The sequence below is a fragment of the Streptomyces sp. NPDC056883 genome (genome assembly GCF_042788835.1).
Classification (GTDB): domain Bacteria; phylum Actinomycetota; class Actinomycetes; order Streptomycetales; family Streptomycetaceae; genus Streptomyces; species Streptomyces stoeckheimensis.
The window spans coordinates 243,436-257,719 of the sequence record NZ_JBHUBS010000001.1; the positions used below are offsets into that span (position 1 = coordinate 243,436).

Annotated in this window: 12 protein-coding genes and 1 pseudogene; 8 read left to right on the forward strand and 5 right to left on the reverse strand. The window is 69.3% G+C overall.

Annotation, left to right across the window (positions count from 1 at the left end; translation table 11 throughout):
- Positions 1 to 90: 90 nt before the first annotated feature.
- Complete coding sequence (locus ACFRU2_RS01135) at positions 91 to 1,065, reverse strand: dihydrodipicolinate synthase family protein (RefSeq protein WP_382966478.1); 975 nt, start codon at positions 1,063 to 1,065, stop codon at positions 91 to 93.
- Between the two features lie 70 nt (positions 1,066 to 1,135).
- Between ACFRU2_RS01135 and ACFRU2_RS01140 the strand changes: the two genes are divergently transcribed.
- The 3 genes from ACFRU2_RS01140 (at position 1,136) to ACFRU2_RS01150 (ending at position 4,518) form a co-directional block, all read left to right on the forward strand.
- A complete protein-coding gene (locus ACFRU2_RS01140) occupies positions 1,136 to 2,113 on the forward strand; it encodes a LysR substrate-binding domain-containing protein (protein ID WP_382966479.1) in 978 nt (325 codons plus the stop codon).
- Between the two features lie 324 nt (positions 2,114 to 2,437).
- Positions 2,438 to 3,523 carry an S-(hydroxymethyl)mycothiol dehydrogenase gene (locus ACFRU2_RS01145; RefSeq protein ID WP_382966480.1) on the forward strand — a complete coding sequence of 362 codons (1,086 nt, stop codon included), beginning with the start codon at positions 2,438 to 2,440 and terminating at the stop codon, positions 3,521 to 3,523.
- Positions 3,524 to 3,537: 14 nt separating this feature from the next.
- On the forward strand, positions 3,538 to 4,518 hold the full coding sequence (locus ACFRU2_RS01150) for a phosphotransferase family protein (protein ID WP_382966481.1): 981 nt from the start codon (positions 3,538 to 3,540) through the stop codon (positions 4,516 to 4,518).
- A gap of 9 nt (positions 4,519 to 4,527) precedes the next feature.
- On the opposite strand, the gene ACFRU2_RS01155 is transcribed toward ACFRU2_RS01150, so the two are convergent.
- Complete coding sequence (locus ACFRU2_RS01155) at positions 4,528 to 6,090, reverse strand: MFS transporter (protein ID WP_382966482.1); 1,563 nt, start codon at positions 6,088 to 6,090, stop codon at positions 4,528 to 4,530.
- Positions 6,091 to 6,206: 116 nt separating this feature from the next.
- Between ACFRU2_RS01155 and ACFRU2_RS01160 the strand changes: the two genes are divergently transcribed.
- The 5 genes and pseudogenes from ACFRU2_RS01160 to ACFRU2_RS01180 all read left to right on the forward strand — a co-directional run bounded on the left by ACFRU2_RS01160 (position 6,207) and on the right by ACFRU2_RS01180 (position 10,082).
- Positions 6,207 to 7,151 carry a TetR/AcrR family transcriptional regulator C-terminal domain-containing protein gene (locus tag ACFRU2_RS01160; RefSeq protein WP_382966483.1) on the forward strand — a complete coding sequence of 315 codons (945 nt, stop codon included), beginning with the start codon at positions 6,207 to 6,209 and terminating at the stop codon, positions 7,149 to 7,151.
- 97 nt (positions 7,152 to 7,248) lie between these two features.
- A pseudogene (locus ACFRU2_RS01165) lies at positions 7,249 to 7,848 on the forward strand (alpha/beta fold hydrolase); the annotation flags it as partial.
- A 97-nt stretch (positions 7,849 to 7,945) separates the two neighbouring features.
- Complete coding sequence (locus ACFRU2_RS01170; RefSeq protein WP_382966484.1) at positions 7,946 to 8,545, forward strand: hypothetical protein; 600 nt, start codon at positions 7,946 to 7,948, stop codon at positions 8,543 to 8,545.
- Positions 8,545 to 8,775 carry a hypothetical protein gene (locus ACFRU2_RS01175; RefSeq protein ID WP_382966485.1) on the forward strand — a complete coding sequence of 77 codons (231 nt, stop codon included), beginning with the start codon at positions 8,545 to 8,547 and terminating at the stop codon, positions 8,773 to 8,775. The genes ACFRU2_RS01170 and ACFRU2_RS01175 overlap by 1 nt, the downstream gene beginning before the upstream one ends.
- Positions 8,775 to 10,082 carry a DUF3987 domain-containing protein gene (locus tag ACFRU2_RS01180; RefSeq protein ID WP_382966486.1) on the forward strand — a complete coding sequence of 436 codons (1,308 nt, stop codon included), beginning with the start codon at positions 8,775 to 8,777 and terminating at the stop codon, positions 10,080 to 10,082. Before ACFRU2_RS01175 ends, ACFRU2_RS01180 begins: the two co-directional genes overlap by 1 nt.
- A 73-nt stretch (positions 10,083 to 10,155) precedes the next feature.
- Here ACFRU2_RS01180 and ACFRU2_RS01185 read toward each other — a convergent pair whose 3' ends face one another.
- Genes ACFRU2_RS01185 through ACFRU2_RS01195 form a run of 3 tightly spaced genes read right to left on the reverse strand, consistent with a single transcriptional unit; the run spans position 10,156 to position 14,238 of the window.
- Positions 10,156 to 10,572: a hypothetical protein gene (locus ACFRU2_RS01185; RefSeq protein ID WP_382966487.1), complete on the reverse strand. Its 417-nt coding sequence runs from the start codon at positions 10,570 to 10,572 to the stop codon at positions 10,156 to 10,158.
- 19 nt (positions 10,573 to 10,591) lie between these two features.
- Entirely contained in the window at positions 10,592 to 12,520 is a 1,929-nt protein-coding gene (locus tag ACFRU2_RS01190) for a hypothetical protein (protein ID WP_382966488.1), read from the reverse strand.
- Positions 12,517 to 14,238 (reverse strand): hypothetical protein, encoded by a 1,722-nt coding sequence (locus ACFRU2_RS01195; RefSeq protein WP_382966489.1) that lies wholly within the window; start codon positions 14,236 to 14,238, stop codon positions 12,517 to 12,519. Before ACFRU2_RS01195 ends, ACFRU2_RS01190 begins: the two co-directional genes overlap by 4 nt.
- Between the last annotated feature and the right edge of the window lie 46 nt (positions 14,239 to 14,284).

The following is a 14,284-nucleotide window of genomic DNA, read 5'->3' on the forward strand; positions in this document are numbered from 1 at the left end:
GGGTCCGGTTGCCGACGGGCCGCCGCAGCATCGTCAACTGGACCCGGGATGCGCGAGGTTGTGGTAACCGGGCCGGAAGGGAGGCCGAGGTCAGGGAAGCCGCGCCAGCTCCCGCAGTGCCGCGGCCACCGATTCCCTGCCCGCGGGCAGCAGGGGGAGGCGTACGTCGGGGGTCGGGATGCGGCCCTGCGCGTACAACACCCCCTTGATCACCGTCGGGTTGGGCTCGGCGAAGAGGGTCGCGGAGAGCCGGGCCAGCGCATGGCCCAGGGGGCGGGCCCGGTCCGCTTCGCCCGCCCGCCAGGCGGCCGCGAGCTCGGCGAACCGGCCCGTCGCGAGATGGGCCGACGCGAGGACCCCGCCCGCCGCGCCGAGCGAGAGCAGGGGCGACAGGAAGGTGTCGTCGCCCGCCAACACCGCGAATCCGTCGGGCAGATCGCCGAGCAGGGCCACCGCATCCCCGTCGAGCGAGCCGACGGCGTACTTCACTCCGGCCACCCCGGGCAGCGCACCGATCGCCCGCAGCAGCGGCGCGTCCAACGGCTGCCCGGTGCGGTACGGGACGTGATAGACGATCAGCGGTACGGGGCTCACCCGTGCCAGGTGCTCGAAGTGCGCCAGCACCCCGGCGGCCGCGGGCCGTAGGAACGCGGGCACGGTCACCAGCGCGGCCCGTGCCTCGGGCCACCGCTTCAGTCGGCCGAGCGACTCCTCGGCGGCCCGGGTCCCGCTCGCCCCGGCGCCCACGGTCAGCGCCGCCCCGCGCTCCCGGCAGACCCGGGCGCAGACGTCGGTGACGAGGTCGCGCTCGGCCTCGTCGAGGGCGGCCGGCTCGCCGGTGGTGCCCAGCGCCACGATCCCGGTGGCTCCCGCGTCGAGCACCTCGTGGGCGAGCGCCTCCAGGGCGTCGGCGGCGACTTCGCCGGCGGCGGTGAAGGGGGTGATCAGCGGCACGTGGATCCCGCGCGGGGCGTACGGGTCGGGGGCGGCGGGGGCGGAGATGGAGGTGGAGGAGGCGGTGGAGGAGGCGGTGGGTGTGGACGAGGTCCTGAGCGTCTGGGTCATGGAACGAGCCTGACCCGCCCCGAGCATCGAATCCAGTTCGCCTTTCTTACCTGAACCGTAAGCTGATCCGATGCTCGATGTACGACGCCTGCGCCTCCTGCGCGAACTCGGCCACCGCGGGACCATCGCCGCGGTGGCCGAGGCGCTCTCCTTCAGCCCTTCGGCGGTGTCCCAGCAGCTCTCGGTCCTCGAACGCGAGGCCGGTCTGCCCCTGCTGGAACGCACCGGGCGCCGGGTCCGGCTCACGCCCGCCGGCCAGAACCTGGTCCGGCACGCCGACGCGGTGCTGGAACTGCTGGAGCGGGCCGACGCCGAGCTCGCGGAGGCGCGCGGGGGACTGGCCGGAGCGCTGCGGATCGGCTCCTTCCCGACCGCGACCCGGGCCGTCGTCCCGGCGGCCCTGGCGGAGCTGGCCCGCCGGCACCCGGGACTGGAGCCGATGGTGTCCGAAACCGACCCGGCGGCGGTCGCCGATGCGCTGCGGGCCGGGGATCTGGACGTGGCCCTGATCAACGCGTACGACTTCGTCCCCGCGCCGGAGGAACCGGGCCTCGCCACGCAGCCGCTCTACCGCGAGGCGATGTACCTGGCGACACCGACGCAGTGGACGCGCACACCCACCGCCCCGGCGGGGCCGGTCGTCCCGGCCGACGGGGCGGCTCCGGCGGGGCCGGGCGGAGCCGGGCGGCGGGCGCTGCTCCGTACGCACGCCGACTCGCCCTGGATCACCGCCACGCACGGCACGCTCTGCCACGCCATGACCGTGCGCGCCTGCGAGGACGCCGGGTTCCTGCCGAGGATCCGCCACCAGGTGGACGAGTTCGCCACCGTGCTCGCCCTGGTCGCGGCCGGTCAGGGGGTGGCCGTGGTGCCGCAGCTGGGGATCACCGGACACGCGGACCCGGCGGTGGCGCTCACCCGCCTCGTCATGGAGCGCCGCACCAACGTGGCCTTCCGCAGCGGCGCCGCGGCCCACCCCGCCGTGGCCGCCTTCGGCGCGGCCCTACGGGCGGCGCTGCCCCCCGAACTGTCCGGGGACCACGCCTAGGCCGTCTCTTTCGGATCTTGCCGGGCCCGCGACGCCTGGCACCGCGCCTGGCCGCACTGCCAGGGCAACCGAGTACGTCCAGTACGCGGACGCCCTGACAGCACGGCCAGGCCCGGCACCAGACGCCGCGGGCACGGCCGACAAGATCCGAAAGAGACGGCCTAGGCCTGGCACCCACCCCACCCGGACGGGCCGCCCACCGCACCCGGGCGCGGTGCAACTCCCGCACGCGGGACAGCGCGTGTACGTTGGCGGGGGACCGGTGGAACCCTCGGGGGGCCTCCGGCGCAGTCGAAGAGACCGTGATCGAGAACGGGGTAGCACGTGACGCATCGCGTACGAGGGGTCATCGCCCGGAGCAAGGGCGCACCGGTGGAGACCACGACGATCCTCGTGCCCGACCCGGGCCCCGGCGAGGCGCTCGTACGGGTCCAGGCCTGCGGGGTCTGCCACACCGACCTGCACTACCGGGAGGGCGGGATCAACGACGAGTACCCCTTCCTCCTCGGCCACGAGGCGGCCGGGGTCGTCGAATCGGTCGGCCCGGACGTCACCTCCGTGGCCCCCGGCGACTTCGTCGTCCTCAACTGGCGCGCGGTGTGCGGGAGCTGCCGGGCCTGCAAGCGCGGCCGCCCCTGGTACTGCTTCGCCACGCACAACGCCACCCAGCCCATGACCTTGGAGGACGGCACCCCGCTCTCCCCGGCCCTCGGCATCGGCGCCTTCGCCGAGAAGACCCTGGTCGCCGCCGGTCAGTGCACCAAGGTGGACCCGGCCGCTTCGCCGGCGGCCGCCGGGCTGCTCGGCTGCGGGGTGATGGCCGGCCTGGGCGCCGCCCTGAACACCGGCAACGTCGGCCGCGGCGACTCCGTGGCCGTGATCGGCTGCGGGGGAGTGGGCAACGCCGCCGTCGCCGGGGCCAAGCTGGCCGGAGCCTCCCGCATCATCGCCGTGGACCTGGACGACCGGAAGCTGGAGTGGGCGCGGGGACTCGGCGCCACCCACACCGTCAACGGCGGTACGCAGGACGTGGTCAAGGCCATCCAGGAGCTGACCGGCGGCAACGGGGCGGACGTGGTCATCGAGGCGGTCGGCCGTCCCGAGACGTACAAGCAGGCGTTCTACGCGCGCGACCTGGCCGGCACGGTGGTGCTGGTCGGCGTCCCCACGCCGGAGATGCAGCTCGAACTCCCGCTGCTGGACGTCTTCGGACGCGGCGGCGCCCTGAAGTCCTCCTGGTACGGGGACTGCCTGCCCGAGCGGGACTTCCCGCTGCTCGTCGACCTCTACCTGCAAGGCCGGCTCGACCTCGACGCGTTCGTCTCGGAGCGGATCGCCCTGGACGGGGTCGAGGCGGCCTTCGCACGCATGGAACGGGGCGAGGTGCTCCGCTCGGTGGTCGAGTTCTGAGCACGCACGGGCCCGTGACCGCCGACGGATCCCTGACCGCCGACGGGCCCCTGACCGCCCGCGAACCGATGACTGACCCGGGGCAGGCCCACGCCGCCGCTCGCGCGATCGCGGCGGCGGCCCTGGGTCGGGACCCCGGTCCCATGGACACCGCCGCAAGTGGTTCCCACCATGTGTACGTGGGTTCGGACGCGGTCGTGAAGCTCATCGATGCGACCTCCCACGCGCGGCTGAACAGGGAGATCGCGCTCGCGCCCCACCTGCCCGCCTACCTCACGGCCCCGCTGCTCGACAGCGGGACGCACAGGATGGATACCGGTGACGTCCGCTATGCCTGCTACGCCCGCGTGCCAGGGGCTGCTCCCGGCATGGGCATGCCCGGCGTGGACGCGGCGACCGCGCGCGCGTTGGCCGAGGAGGCGGTCGAGCGGCTCGGCCGGCTCCACGCCTGGGTGCCCGGGGGCCGGGCCGACCGGACGCTGAGGGAAACCCTCGACCACGGAGGGTTCACCGGCCGGGCCGCGTTCCTCGCCGGGATCGAGGGCCTCACCGATCACGACCGGCACGGGACCGTACCCTCCCACCTGCTCGACGGACTGCGGGCGATCGCGCACGACGCACCCCCGCACGGCCGTACGGTCGTCCCGGTCCACGCGGACTGCCACTGGGACAACTGGCTCGCGCACGGCCGGAGCGTGACGGCCCTGCTGGACTTCGAATGGGCCCGCTTCGGGGACCCGGTCGACGACTGGTTCTTCCTGATCCGGTTCAGCGGACCGCACATGGAGACCGTCCTCGACGTCGTCGCCCGTGCGACGGGGACTTCTCCGGACACCCTTCGGGCAGGCTGCGAGGTGCGCGAAGCGACCCACCTCGCAGCCGACCTCCGCGTCGCACTGGAACGCCCCGAGGTCCACGCGCGCATGGCCGCGGACCGGCTCCGCTCGCTGGAGGAGCTCATCGTCGGTCGCTACTGGTGGCGCGACGCCCGCTGAATCCGGCCGTCAGGGTGTGCGGGCGGCGGACCGCGGGGCGGCCGGTGAGGGCGCCGGGCGTCCCGTCGTGCCCACACCCCTCAGCCAGGTGAACGAGAAGAAGGCGGCACCGGCCATGGCGACGGCCGCGCCCACGGCCGCGAAGCTCATCCCGTGCGTGAAGGCGTCGCGCGCGGCCGTCAGTACGGCATCCGCGGCCCCTCCGGGAAGCTGGGACGCGGCGGCCATGGCGCCGCCGAGCGTTTCGCGTACGGCTTCGGCCTGCGGCACGCCGGCGGGCAGCGCCCCCGCCATCTCCCGGCTGTAGACCGCCGCCCCGACGGATCCGAGGATCGCCATGCCCAATGCTCCGCCGAGCTCCTGGCCCGACTCCACCACGGCCGCGGCTGATCCGGCCCGCTCCGGCGGGGCCGCGCCGAGGGCGAGTTCGTTGGCGAGGGTCATCGCGGCGACGAGGCCGCCCACGTACAGGGAGGCGCCTGCGAGGGTGAACCAGAGCGCCGAGTCCGTGCGCACCTGGGTCAGCCAGAGGAAGCCGCACCCGGAGAGGAGGAAGCCGCCGCCCATGACGTACGCACGGTCGACGCGTTGGGCGAGGGCGGCTCCGACCGGGGCCGCGACGGCCACTCCGGCGGCCGGAACCAGGCTCCACAGCGCGGCGTTGAACGGCCTCATGCCGAGGACGGACTGCAGGTACTGGGTGAGGAAGACGGCCATCCCGACCGTGGCGAACATCGCGAGGAGACCGACGAACACCGGGCCGCCGAAGCTGCGCCGGCCGAGAAGGCCGAGGTCGATCATCGGATGCGCGAGGTGCTTTTGCCGCAAGACGAAGACGAAGCCCAACACGAGCCCCATGCCGATGGCGAGCGCGGGCAGCGGCTCGTACCCGTGCCGGGCCCATTCCTTGATGCCGTAGATGACCAGGAGCACCGCGCCGAGTGACAGCACCGCACTCGGCAGGTCGAAGGGCTCGCGCTTCGCCGACTTGAACTCCGGTACCAGGAACGGCACCAGCACGAGCAGCAGCACCATCGCGGGCAGGTTGATCAGGAAGACCGCGCCCCACCAGAAGTGCTCCAACAGCAGACCGCTGACCACGGGCCCCAGGGAGATGCCCATCGTCATGACGGCGGTCCACAGGGTCACTGCCTTGCCGCGCTGTTCCTCGTCGTGGAAGAGATTGCGGATCAGGGCGAGGGTCGAGGGCATCAAGGCGGCGCCGCCCAGCCCCAGCAGCGCGCGCACGGCGATGAGCAGTTCGGCCGAGGACGCGTACGCGGCCGCGATCGAGGCCGCTCCGAAGACCGCCGCTCCCGCGAGCACCAGCGTGCGCCGGCCGATCCGGTCACCGAGGGCGCCCATCGTGACGAGGAGCCCGGCGAGGACGAAGCCGTACATGTCGAGGATCCACAACTGCTGCGTCGCGCTGGGCTCCAGGTCCCGGCTGACGTAGGGGATCGCGAAGTACAGGACCGAGACGTCCATCGAGACGAGGAGCAGGGGCAGCATCAGGACCCCGAGGGCGGTCCATTCCTTGCGCCCCGCGCGGGGGCTTGGCGTGTTGTCCATGAACGGCAGGAGACCGGGGCCGTGGTGTGCGCCGCAAACAGATGCCTAGTGCACTCCGCCAACACACGGCTTGGAGCGGCCTGAACGCTGTGAGAGTGCACTAGTACAGTGCACTCATGGCCATGGAACCGCCCTACCTCCGCATCGCCGGCGACATCCGTCGGCGGATCGCCACGGGCGAGCTCGCACCCGGTGCCCGCATCCCCTCCACCCGGCGGATCACCCAGGAGTGGGGGGTCGCCATGGCGACCGCGACGAAGGCGCTCGCCACCCTGAACCAGGAGGGCCTGGTGCGGCCCGTACCCGGTGTCGGCACTGTCGTCGCCGAGTCGGGACGAGAACGACCCCCGGCTCCTCCTCACGGACTCACCCGGGACCGCATCGTCCGCGCCGCGATCGCTCTCGTCGACGGCGAAGGGCTCGCCGCACTGTCCATGCGCCGAGTCGCCACCGACTTCGGCGTCTCCACCATGGCGCTCTACCGCCACGTCCCGAGCAAGGGCGAACTCGTACGGCTGATGTCGGAGACGGTGTTCAGCGGAGAGCCGCCGGGGCCGCGACCGCTCGGCTGGCGTGCGCAGCTGGAGCAGGAGGCGCGGTGGCTGTGGGGCCTGTGCGAGCGCCATCCCTGGCTGGCGCGAGCCACGGCCGGCCTCACCCGGCCGATGGCCTCGCCCCACGCGATGCGGTACACCGAGCGGGTCCTCGGTGCGCTGCACGGCCTGGGGCTGACACCGAACCAGATCATCCACATCCACCTCGCCCTCCTCGGGTACGCCCAGGGCGTCGCGGCGGCCGTCGAGCTGGAATCGCAGGCGCGGCAGGACACCGGCATGACCCCCGAGGAATGGATGGCCGCCAACGAACCGCGGATGGAGTCGATCCAGACCGCCGGCTCCTTCCCGATCCTGTCCACCCTCTTCGAAGGGGAGGAGTTCGCACTGGAACTCGGCACGTTGTTCGAGTTCGGGCTCGCGCGCATGCTGGACGGAGTGGAAGCCCTCATCGAGCAATCCCGGCGGAGCCCCGGGGCCCCGCCCCCGGCCGGGGGCCTCGCGTAAGCTCGGGCGGGCCCGTCGTCCCGGTTCGTCATCACCCACCGGCCCCGGGACGGCTGCCGCGTACACCACCGCACCGCGCCGACCCCAGGGACCTCCCGTGACCCCCGTGAACCCCGTGCCCTCCGAGAGCGCCGCCGCCGGCAGCTACCGCCAGCCCGGTGTCGTCCTCACCGACCACCACTTCACCGTTCCGCTCGACCACGCCCGCCCCGACGGCGAGCGGCTCGAGCTGTACGCCCGCGAACTGGTCGCCACCGGCAAGGACCCGGAGTCCCTGCCCTGGCTGCTCTACCTGGAGGGCGGACCCGGCTTCGGCGCCCGCCGGTTCGTCGGCCGGCAGGCGTGGCTGGAGCGGGCCCTCGCGGAGTACCGGGTGCTGCTGCTCGACCAGCGCGGGACCGGCCGCTCCACCCCGGTCAACCGGCAGACCCTGCCGCTGCGCGGCGGCCCCGCGCAGCAGGCCGAGTACCTCGCCCACTTCCGCGCCGACTCCATCGTGCGCGACGCCGAGACCATCCGCCCGCTCCTCACCGGCGGCGCGCCCTGGACCGTCCTCGGCCAGAGCTTCGGCGGTTTCTGCGTCACCCACTACCTGGGCGCCGCCCCCGAGGGGCTGGCCGCCGCCCTCATCACCGGCGGGCTGCCCTCCCTCGACGCCACCGCCGCCGAGGTGTACGAAGCCGCGTACCCGCATGTCGCCCACGTTGGAAGAAACATTAGCGCAGCTCAGACGGCCTGAGCGAGCAAGTTTGGAAGTTTGGAAGTTTGAGTGGGGGTCGTGCTAGGTTCCAGCCATGGCTACCGACAGGAAGTCCCCTCGTCTGGGGCAGGTCGGCCCGTACATGGTCTGTCGGGAGTGCCAGGAGCCGCTGAACCTCTACTCGCTCGTGCAGAGCGATGATGAGTGGCAGGAAGAGAAGGTCGTCTACCTTCACCCACTCGAAACTCTCAGCGAAGCTCGTGAAGTCATCAACCTCTCTGGTGTTGAACGCGATCACGAGCCGGTGCCGGTTGAAGGGAACCCCCTTGACGCCGAAACGCCGTGCGACTTCTGCCACTACCCCAACCCGAAGTACGTGTTCGTCCCTCGAAAGCAAATCCGAATCACCGAACCACTCAGCGGAGTGATCCACGACTATTCATCACCGTGGGCCTGCTGTGACGGCTGCCTGAGTGCCGTCAGAAACAAGCGCCTCGGGAAGATGCTCGATCGAGCCATGAACTCACGACATGGCGTGGCTGCGCGCATGCCGCGTGAAGAGAGGGTTCACGTGCGCAGGATGGTGCGTGAAATCTATGTCCAGTACATCGAATCTCTACCAATGGGACCGTATGAACTCCGTCTGAAAAACGAGAAGCCGCAAGGTAGGCCCGGATCGAGGAGGGGCATGTGATGCGTGAGAGTCCAGCAACGAGCAAGGTGTTCCGAGAGATGCAGAAGGAGCACCCCGACTACTACATGCAAGTAGTGGGTGAGCGCCTCAGGGGAGTTGAGGCTTCACCCGAAACCTTCCCCCTGGCTGCGGTAAGGTGGCTTGGCGATCGTAGTGAACTCAGCACGGCCGAAATCGAGTCAGCTGACTGGATTGCGGTCTACAAGTACTTCAAGGAGTACTCCGAGTAATGGCATTTGAAGAACCTCAAGGGCGTCCTCAGCTAGACAGGAAGGCGTTCCACGGGATCGCGGGGGAGATCCTGGACTACGTGGAACCCCACACAGAGGCTGACCCGGCCGGCATCCTCGCCACGCTACTCGGTGGATTCTCCTGCATGGCGGGCTACTACCGCCTCGCGTCCGCTTCCATCGATCAGCAGGTGAATGCCTGGTTCATCATCATGGGTGAAACCGGCAAGGGTCGTAAGGGAACTGCGACTGACCTTGGAGAGCATGTTCTCCGTCACGCAGACATCCCATTCTGGGAGCACAACCGCACCCCGTCCCTGTCGTCTGGTGAAGGTCTCATCTACGCCGTACGTGATGGCATGGATGAAGACGAGATCGAGCGCCGCATGGAATCCGGTGCGCTCATCGACTACGGAGTCTCGGACAAGCGTCTGCTCGTCACGGCCAGTGAGTTCGCGGTCGTCATGTCCAAGGCTCACGGTGGAACCCTCGGTCCAGTCCTCCGGGACGCCTGGGACGGGAAGAGCCTCACGATCAAGACGCGGGAGTCGGAGACTGCTACCGAGCCCCACATCACGATCATCGGGCACGTGACGCCGGAAGAGTTCGCCGCTCGACTCAAGAGTCACGAGATGGCCGGAGGCACCTACAACCGGTTCCTTCCGATGTTCGTCCACATGACGAAGGAAGTCGCGTGGCCCGACTACCCCGACGACTGGCGCGACCAGCTCAAGGCGTTCGGGAAGCGTCTGGGTGAAGCGGTTGAGTTCGCCAAGGAGCCGGGTGAAGACCGGCGGGTGAGCTTCACGCCTCCGGCGAAGAAGTACTACGTGGAGACCATCTATGAGGAGTACAACGACACCTCGTCGGACTCCGAGATGATGAAGCAGTTCACGACTCGACGCCTCCCGTACGTCATCCGCGTGGCAGCCATCTACGCCCTGATGAACGGGCGCTTGAAGGTGAGCAAGGCGGACCTTGAGGCTGCCAAGGCGGTCGTGGACTACGCCATCGAGAGCGCGCGGTACGTCTCCAAGGAATTCAACACGGCGGCGACACCCGGCCCCCGGGCGCTCAAGCTCTCGGACGACAGGAAGACCCTGCTCGAAGTGCTGACCTCCGCAGGGCCGGAAGGCGTCAGCCGGACCGAGATCATCAAGATCCTCGGGTTCCGCAGGAGTTCGGCAGAGATCACGGCCATGCTGAACGACCTCGGAGCCGACATCATCAAGGTCAAGGTTCCCGGCGCGACCAAGCCCCGCCAGATGGCGGTGCTCGTGAAGGAAGAGGACCAGGCCGCCGAGTAGCCTGCCCGAAACGAAGAAAGGCCCCCGTTGGGTTGAGGTTGATCCTCTTCCCTTCGGGGGCTCTTTCGTGCTTCTACAGGCGGAACAGTGCTCGGCCATCGTCAAGGGAGAACTCCTCGACGTTCGGCTTCCGGAGGGGGCCACCCCTCACGGGTTCCAGCTCTGCCGTGTGCTCTTCGCCCGGGGGCTCAGGGGGAGCGCACGCGCACTCCGCCGGCCTCTCCTGCTGCTGCTCCTGGAGCATCGCGTTCTCCGACGCCAGAAGGTTCATCTGCCGCTCCATGGCCATCTCGTCTGGAGTCGCCTCCATGAGGGCCTCCTCTGTCTTGCCGTCCTCCATCTTCTGAGCAGCCACACCACCACCGATCAGCGCGGCCACCACAGCGAGGATCGCTTCGGTAGGCAGGCCCGGGATGTACGTAGCAGCCAGGGCGAGCAGTGCGCCGACGATGCCGAGGTACCTGGCTGGGTTGTTTCTGATCTCCACCATGATGTTCCTCTCGTTGATTTCACACCGCGTTCTGCGGCAGCGACCATTCGCCTTCCTTGCCCGCTGCGTCCACCGCGGCTACCTGACAGGTGACCGTCTCGTTCCAGGCCAGATCGGTCCCGCTGTACTGGTAGCTCAGGCCGTCCAGGTCCGGGACGGTGTGGTTGCCGTGGCCGCCACCCTCGGGCGTTACCCCGGTCCACTTGAGCCGGTAGGCGACAGCGGCCGGCACGGCCGTCCATGAGGCCTGCCATTTGTTCCAGGCGGGCTTGTTCCGCTCCAGCGTCACCACAGGGGCGGGAAGGGCCAGACCCTCGTCAGGCGCTGATGCGGTGCGCACCGGCAGCTTCTCGGAGCCCTCGCTGACCTCGTCGTTGAAGACCGAGACCACCTGGAAGACGTGCTCCGTGTCCGGTAGGAGGGCGCCCACCTCTGCGTGTGTCCCAGCGTCGGGCACGGGGGTGAAACCGCGCATGAGACCGTTGCTGAACACGGCGTAGGCCGTGGCACTCTCTACCGGGTCCCAGAGGATCTCGATGGAGTCATGTGTCACTGCACCTGCCCGAAGGTTCGTCGGGCTGGCGAGGCGGTTGACGGTGAACTCTTGATCAGCCGTGGGGCCGTCGCCGTGGTTGTTCGTCGGAGTGAGCTGCACACGCCACGTGACGTACGGAGAGCCTCCGACCGCACTGACACTCACGTTGGACTGCCGATCCCCGTTGGGGTGGTGCGTATCCCCGTCGAGCGTGGTCTCTCGGCTGCGACCTGTGCTGACGTTCGTCAGGTAGAGCTTGTTCGTCCTCACGTCCCCGCCATAGTCCGGGGGAGTCCACCGGATGTTGATGGTCGTGCTGCCTCCGCGCTCGACCGACACGAGCTTGAGCGGGCCCGGGGGTCGGTTAGGCATTCCGACATTGCGGAAGGTCAGCTGCTGGTTAGCGGACCAACCGCCGTTGAGTCCCTCGCCCTCGTTGTTCATCGCGCGCATGCGGAAGTTCCACAGCGCCCCGTCTCGCTCGTCCACGAACAGACTCTCGGGGAACTCGTAGGTGTTGCTCCCATCGTGGGGGATGGTGAACTCCGGGCTCCAGGCGTAGCCGCTGCGGCCGCACTGGAGGATGTACCGCTTGGGCGTGACTCCGTTGGCCGGCGCCGACCACGTGACGGTCACCCGTCGCTGTCCCTGGGGCTGGCGCGGCTCGACGCCGATCACCTGACCCTGCTGATGGACCGCATCCTCGAACGGACCCGGCCTGACCACAGATGTCCAGCCACTGAAGTTGTTCGTGCCGAACCCCTTGGTCCGGACGCGGAACTCCCACGACTCACCGAAGCCAGACAGGCTGTACTGGCTCGTATCGAACTCGAAGGTGCTGCCCGTGACGTTGAAGGCGGTGTTCCAGGGGGACCCACCCTTGGTGTTGCCGCCCTGCACCTCGTAGCCCTGGACGAACGCCGACACGGACTCCGTCCAGGACAGAGCGGCGGTGAGGGAACCGGGCGTGAGGGCGGCCTTCAGGTTCGTGGGCGCAACGGGTGCCGGCGCCTGCACAACCGTGGACATGCTGGCGATCTCGTCGCCCCACTTGCCCGTCTGGGTGTCTTCGGCCACGACACCAATGAAGATGGTCTGACCGAACCAGTCCGGCCTGCCGATAAAGAGCGCTGCCGTATCACCGGGCTCCTCGTCGCGAAGGTCCACCTTCTCCGCAGGGGACCCCACCCTGAGGCCCACACGGTAGACGTACGTACCGGGGAGCTTCTCCCACTTGACGACTGCGGCGTAGCCGACTCCCTCGACCTCCTTCTGCTCGACGCTCAGGATCTTGACCTTTGGGATGCCTAGCGGCCAGACCTTCTCCCACGTCTGGCCGTTGAAGCGGTGGGCGGCTTGGGCGGGCTTCCACGACTGCCCGTCGAACACCTTGTATGAGCTGTAATCCGTCACGGCTGCACCCACACGTCATTGACGTCCGCAGTGCCCACGGCTGGCTCGGACGAGCCCACGAACACCTGCGGTCGAGCCATCAGGGTCTGGACGTCCAGAGCGATTCGGTTGACCTCACCTAGCGCGTCGGTGAACTGTGTCTCGACCCAGGATTTGTCCGCCTTGGCGTTGACCACAGACATGTCCGCAGGGGTGCCAGGGTTACCCTGCGGGCCCGGCTGTCCGGGCTCACCCTTGGCGCCTGTGTCGCCCTTCTCTCCCTGCTTGCCCGGCTGACCCGTTGCGCCGGGAGCACCGGGTGGGCCTGACGGTCCGGAGTCGCCCTTCTCACCCGCAGGTCCTGGTATGCCGTCCTCGCCCTTAGGCCCAGCAGTCCCCGGCCACCCCTGATCGCCCTTGATCCTGCCGATCTCAACCCAGACACCCCCCTGCTTTTGCTGAAGATCAAATCGAACCTTGTGCAGGTGGAAGTCGCCCTCCTGTGCATCCCACGGGCCGTTTTCACCCGTGTCTATGTACCACTTAGGCCCGTCTTTGCCCGCAGGGCCCGTACTACCGTCGTTCCCGTTCGCGCCGTCGCGGCCAGGCATACCAGGCTCTCCCTGTGGACCGATCGTCCCGCGCTCGCCGTCCTTGCCGGGCGGCCCTTGCTGGCCGTCAGCGCCCGCCGGCCCCTGTGCCCCGTCGTGTCCTGCGGGACCTCGGTCACCCGGCTCGCCCTTGTCGCCCTTCTGGCCGGGCTTCTCCGACAGCTCCTTGATCTTCTCGGAGTCGAGCACCGTCTCAGGCGCAGACCCCTTGGCGCGGAACTTCATCGACGCGACGCCATCTCGCGTCAGGTGGTTGTCGATGATCTCAGCGAGGTTGCCAACCGAGCCATCCTTGCCGGGCTCGCCCTTCGGCCCTTCCGGGCCTGTCTCACCCTTGAGGCCTTGGTCGCCCTGCGGGCCACGAAGACCCTGCGGTCCCTGAGGCCCCTGCTTGCCGTCCGGGCCAGGTTCACCAGTCGGCCCCTTAGGTCCCGCAGGCCCCGTTTCGCCCTGCGGCCCACGAGTGCCGGCCTCGCCTTGGAGGCCGCGGGGACCTTCCACTCCCTGAGGGCCAGGAGTACCAGCAGGGCCACGCTCACCGTCGCGGCCAGCGGGACCGGCGGGACCGTCATCGCCCTTCGGACCGGGGCCGCCCTGAGGGCCTGCGTCACCAGGGGTGCCCTTCTCGCCGGGAGGGCCCTGAGGGCCCCTCTCGCCCCGTTCGCCGCCCTTGAGGGACTCAACCCAGTCATGCTCGTCCTCAAGCGGCGGAACCCCCGGCTGCGGCTTCCAGGAGCCGGAGGCGACAGCCACCTCGTAGGCCGACAGACCGTTGACGCCACGGACGGGAAGGAACTCCGACGCAAGGGGGTCGGTGTTCACGGTGTCGAAGAAGTTGAAGCCGTCTCGGTAGTCCTTCGAGATGAACGAGCGGAAGCGCTCCGGCTGGGCATACCCGTCGAAGTAGATCGCGACGTCGTACGGCCACTCCTTCGGGTTGCCGCCATCGAGGTTGCCCGGAACGAGCTTCACCTCGAAGTGACCCTCCTTGATCGGCGCGCAGAACTTCCGAGGGCCCATAAAGCCGCTCGGGAGAAACGCACCGTTCGGAACTGAGAACTCAATGCGTCCGTCAGCCTTCTCCCCGTTGGGGTCATACACATCGCCCACAATGAGCCGTGTCTCCATGAGACTCCCTTCCAACACAAAGGGGCCCCGACCGAAGTCAGGGCCC

Excerpts from the sequence above, each read along its gene's own strand:
- ACFRU2_RS01135 (WP_382966478.1), bottom strand. The coding sequence starts at position 1,065 with ATGACCCAGACGCTCAGGACCTCGTCCACACCCACCGCCTCCTCCACC.
- ACFRU2_RS01140 (WP_382966479.1), top strand. The coding sequence starts at position 1,136 with ATGCTCGATGTACGACGCCTGCGCCTCCTGCGCGAACTCGGCCACCGC.
- ACFRU2_RS01155 (WP_382966482.1), bottom strand. The coding sequence starts at position 6,090 with ATGGACAACACGCCAAGCCCCCGCGCGGGGCGCAAGGAATGGACCGCC.
- ACFRU2_RS01160 (WP_382966483.1), top strand. The coding sequence starts at position 6,207 with ATGGCCATGGAACCGCCCTACCTCCGCATCGCCGGCGACATCCGTCGG.
- ACFRU2_RS01170 (WP_382966484.1), top strand. The coding sequence starts at position 7,946 with ATGGCTACCGACAGGAAGTCCCCTCGTCTGGGGCAGGTCGGCCCGTAC.
- ACFRU2_RS01175 (WP_382966485.1), top strand. The coding sequence starts at position 8,545 with ATGCGTGAGAGTCCAGCAACGAGCAAGGTGTTCCGAGAGATGCAGAAG.
- ACFRU2_RS01180 (WP_382966486.1), top strand. The coding sequence starts at position 8,775 with ATGGCATTTGAAGAACCTCAAGGGCGTCCTCAGCTAGACAGGAAGGCG.
- ACFRU2_RS01185 (WP_382966487.1), bottom strand. The coding sequence starts at position 10,572 with ATGGTGGAGATCAGAAACAACCCAGCCAGGTACCTCGGCATCGTCGGC.
- ACFRU2_RS01195 (WP_382966489.1), bottom strand. The coding sequence starts at position 14,238 with ATGGAGACACGGCTCATTGTGGGCGATGTGTATGACCCCAACGGGGAG.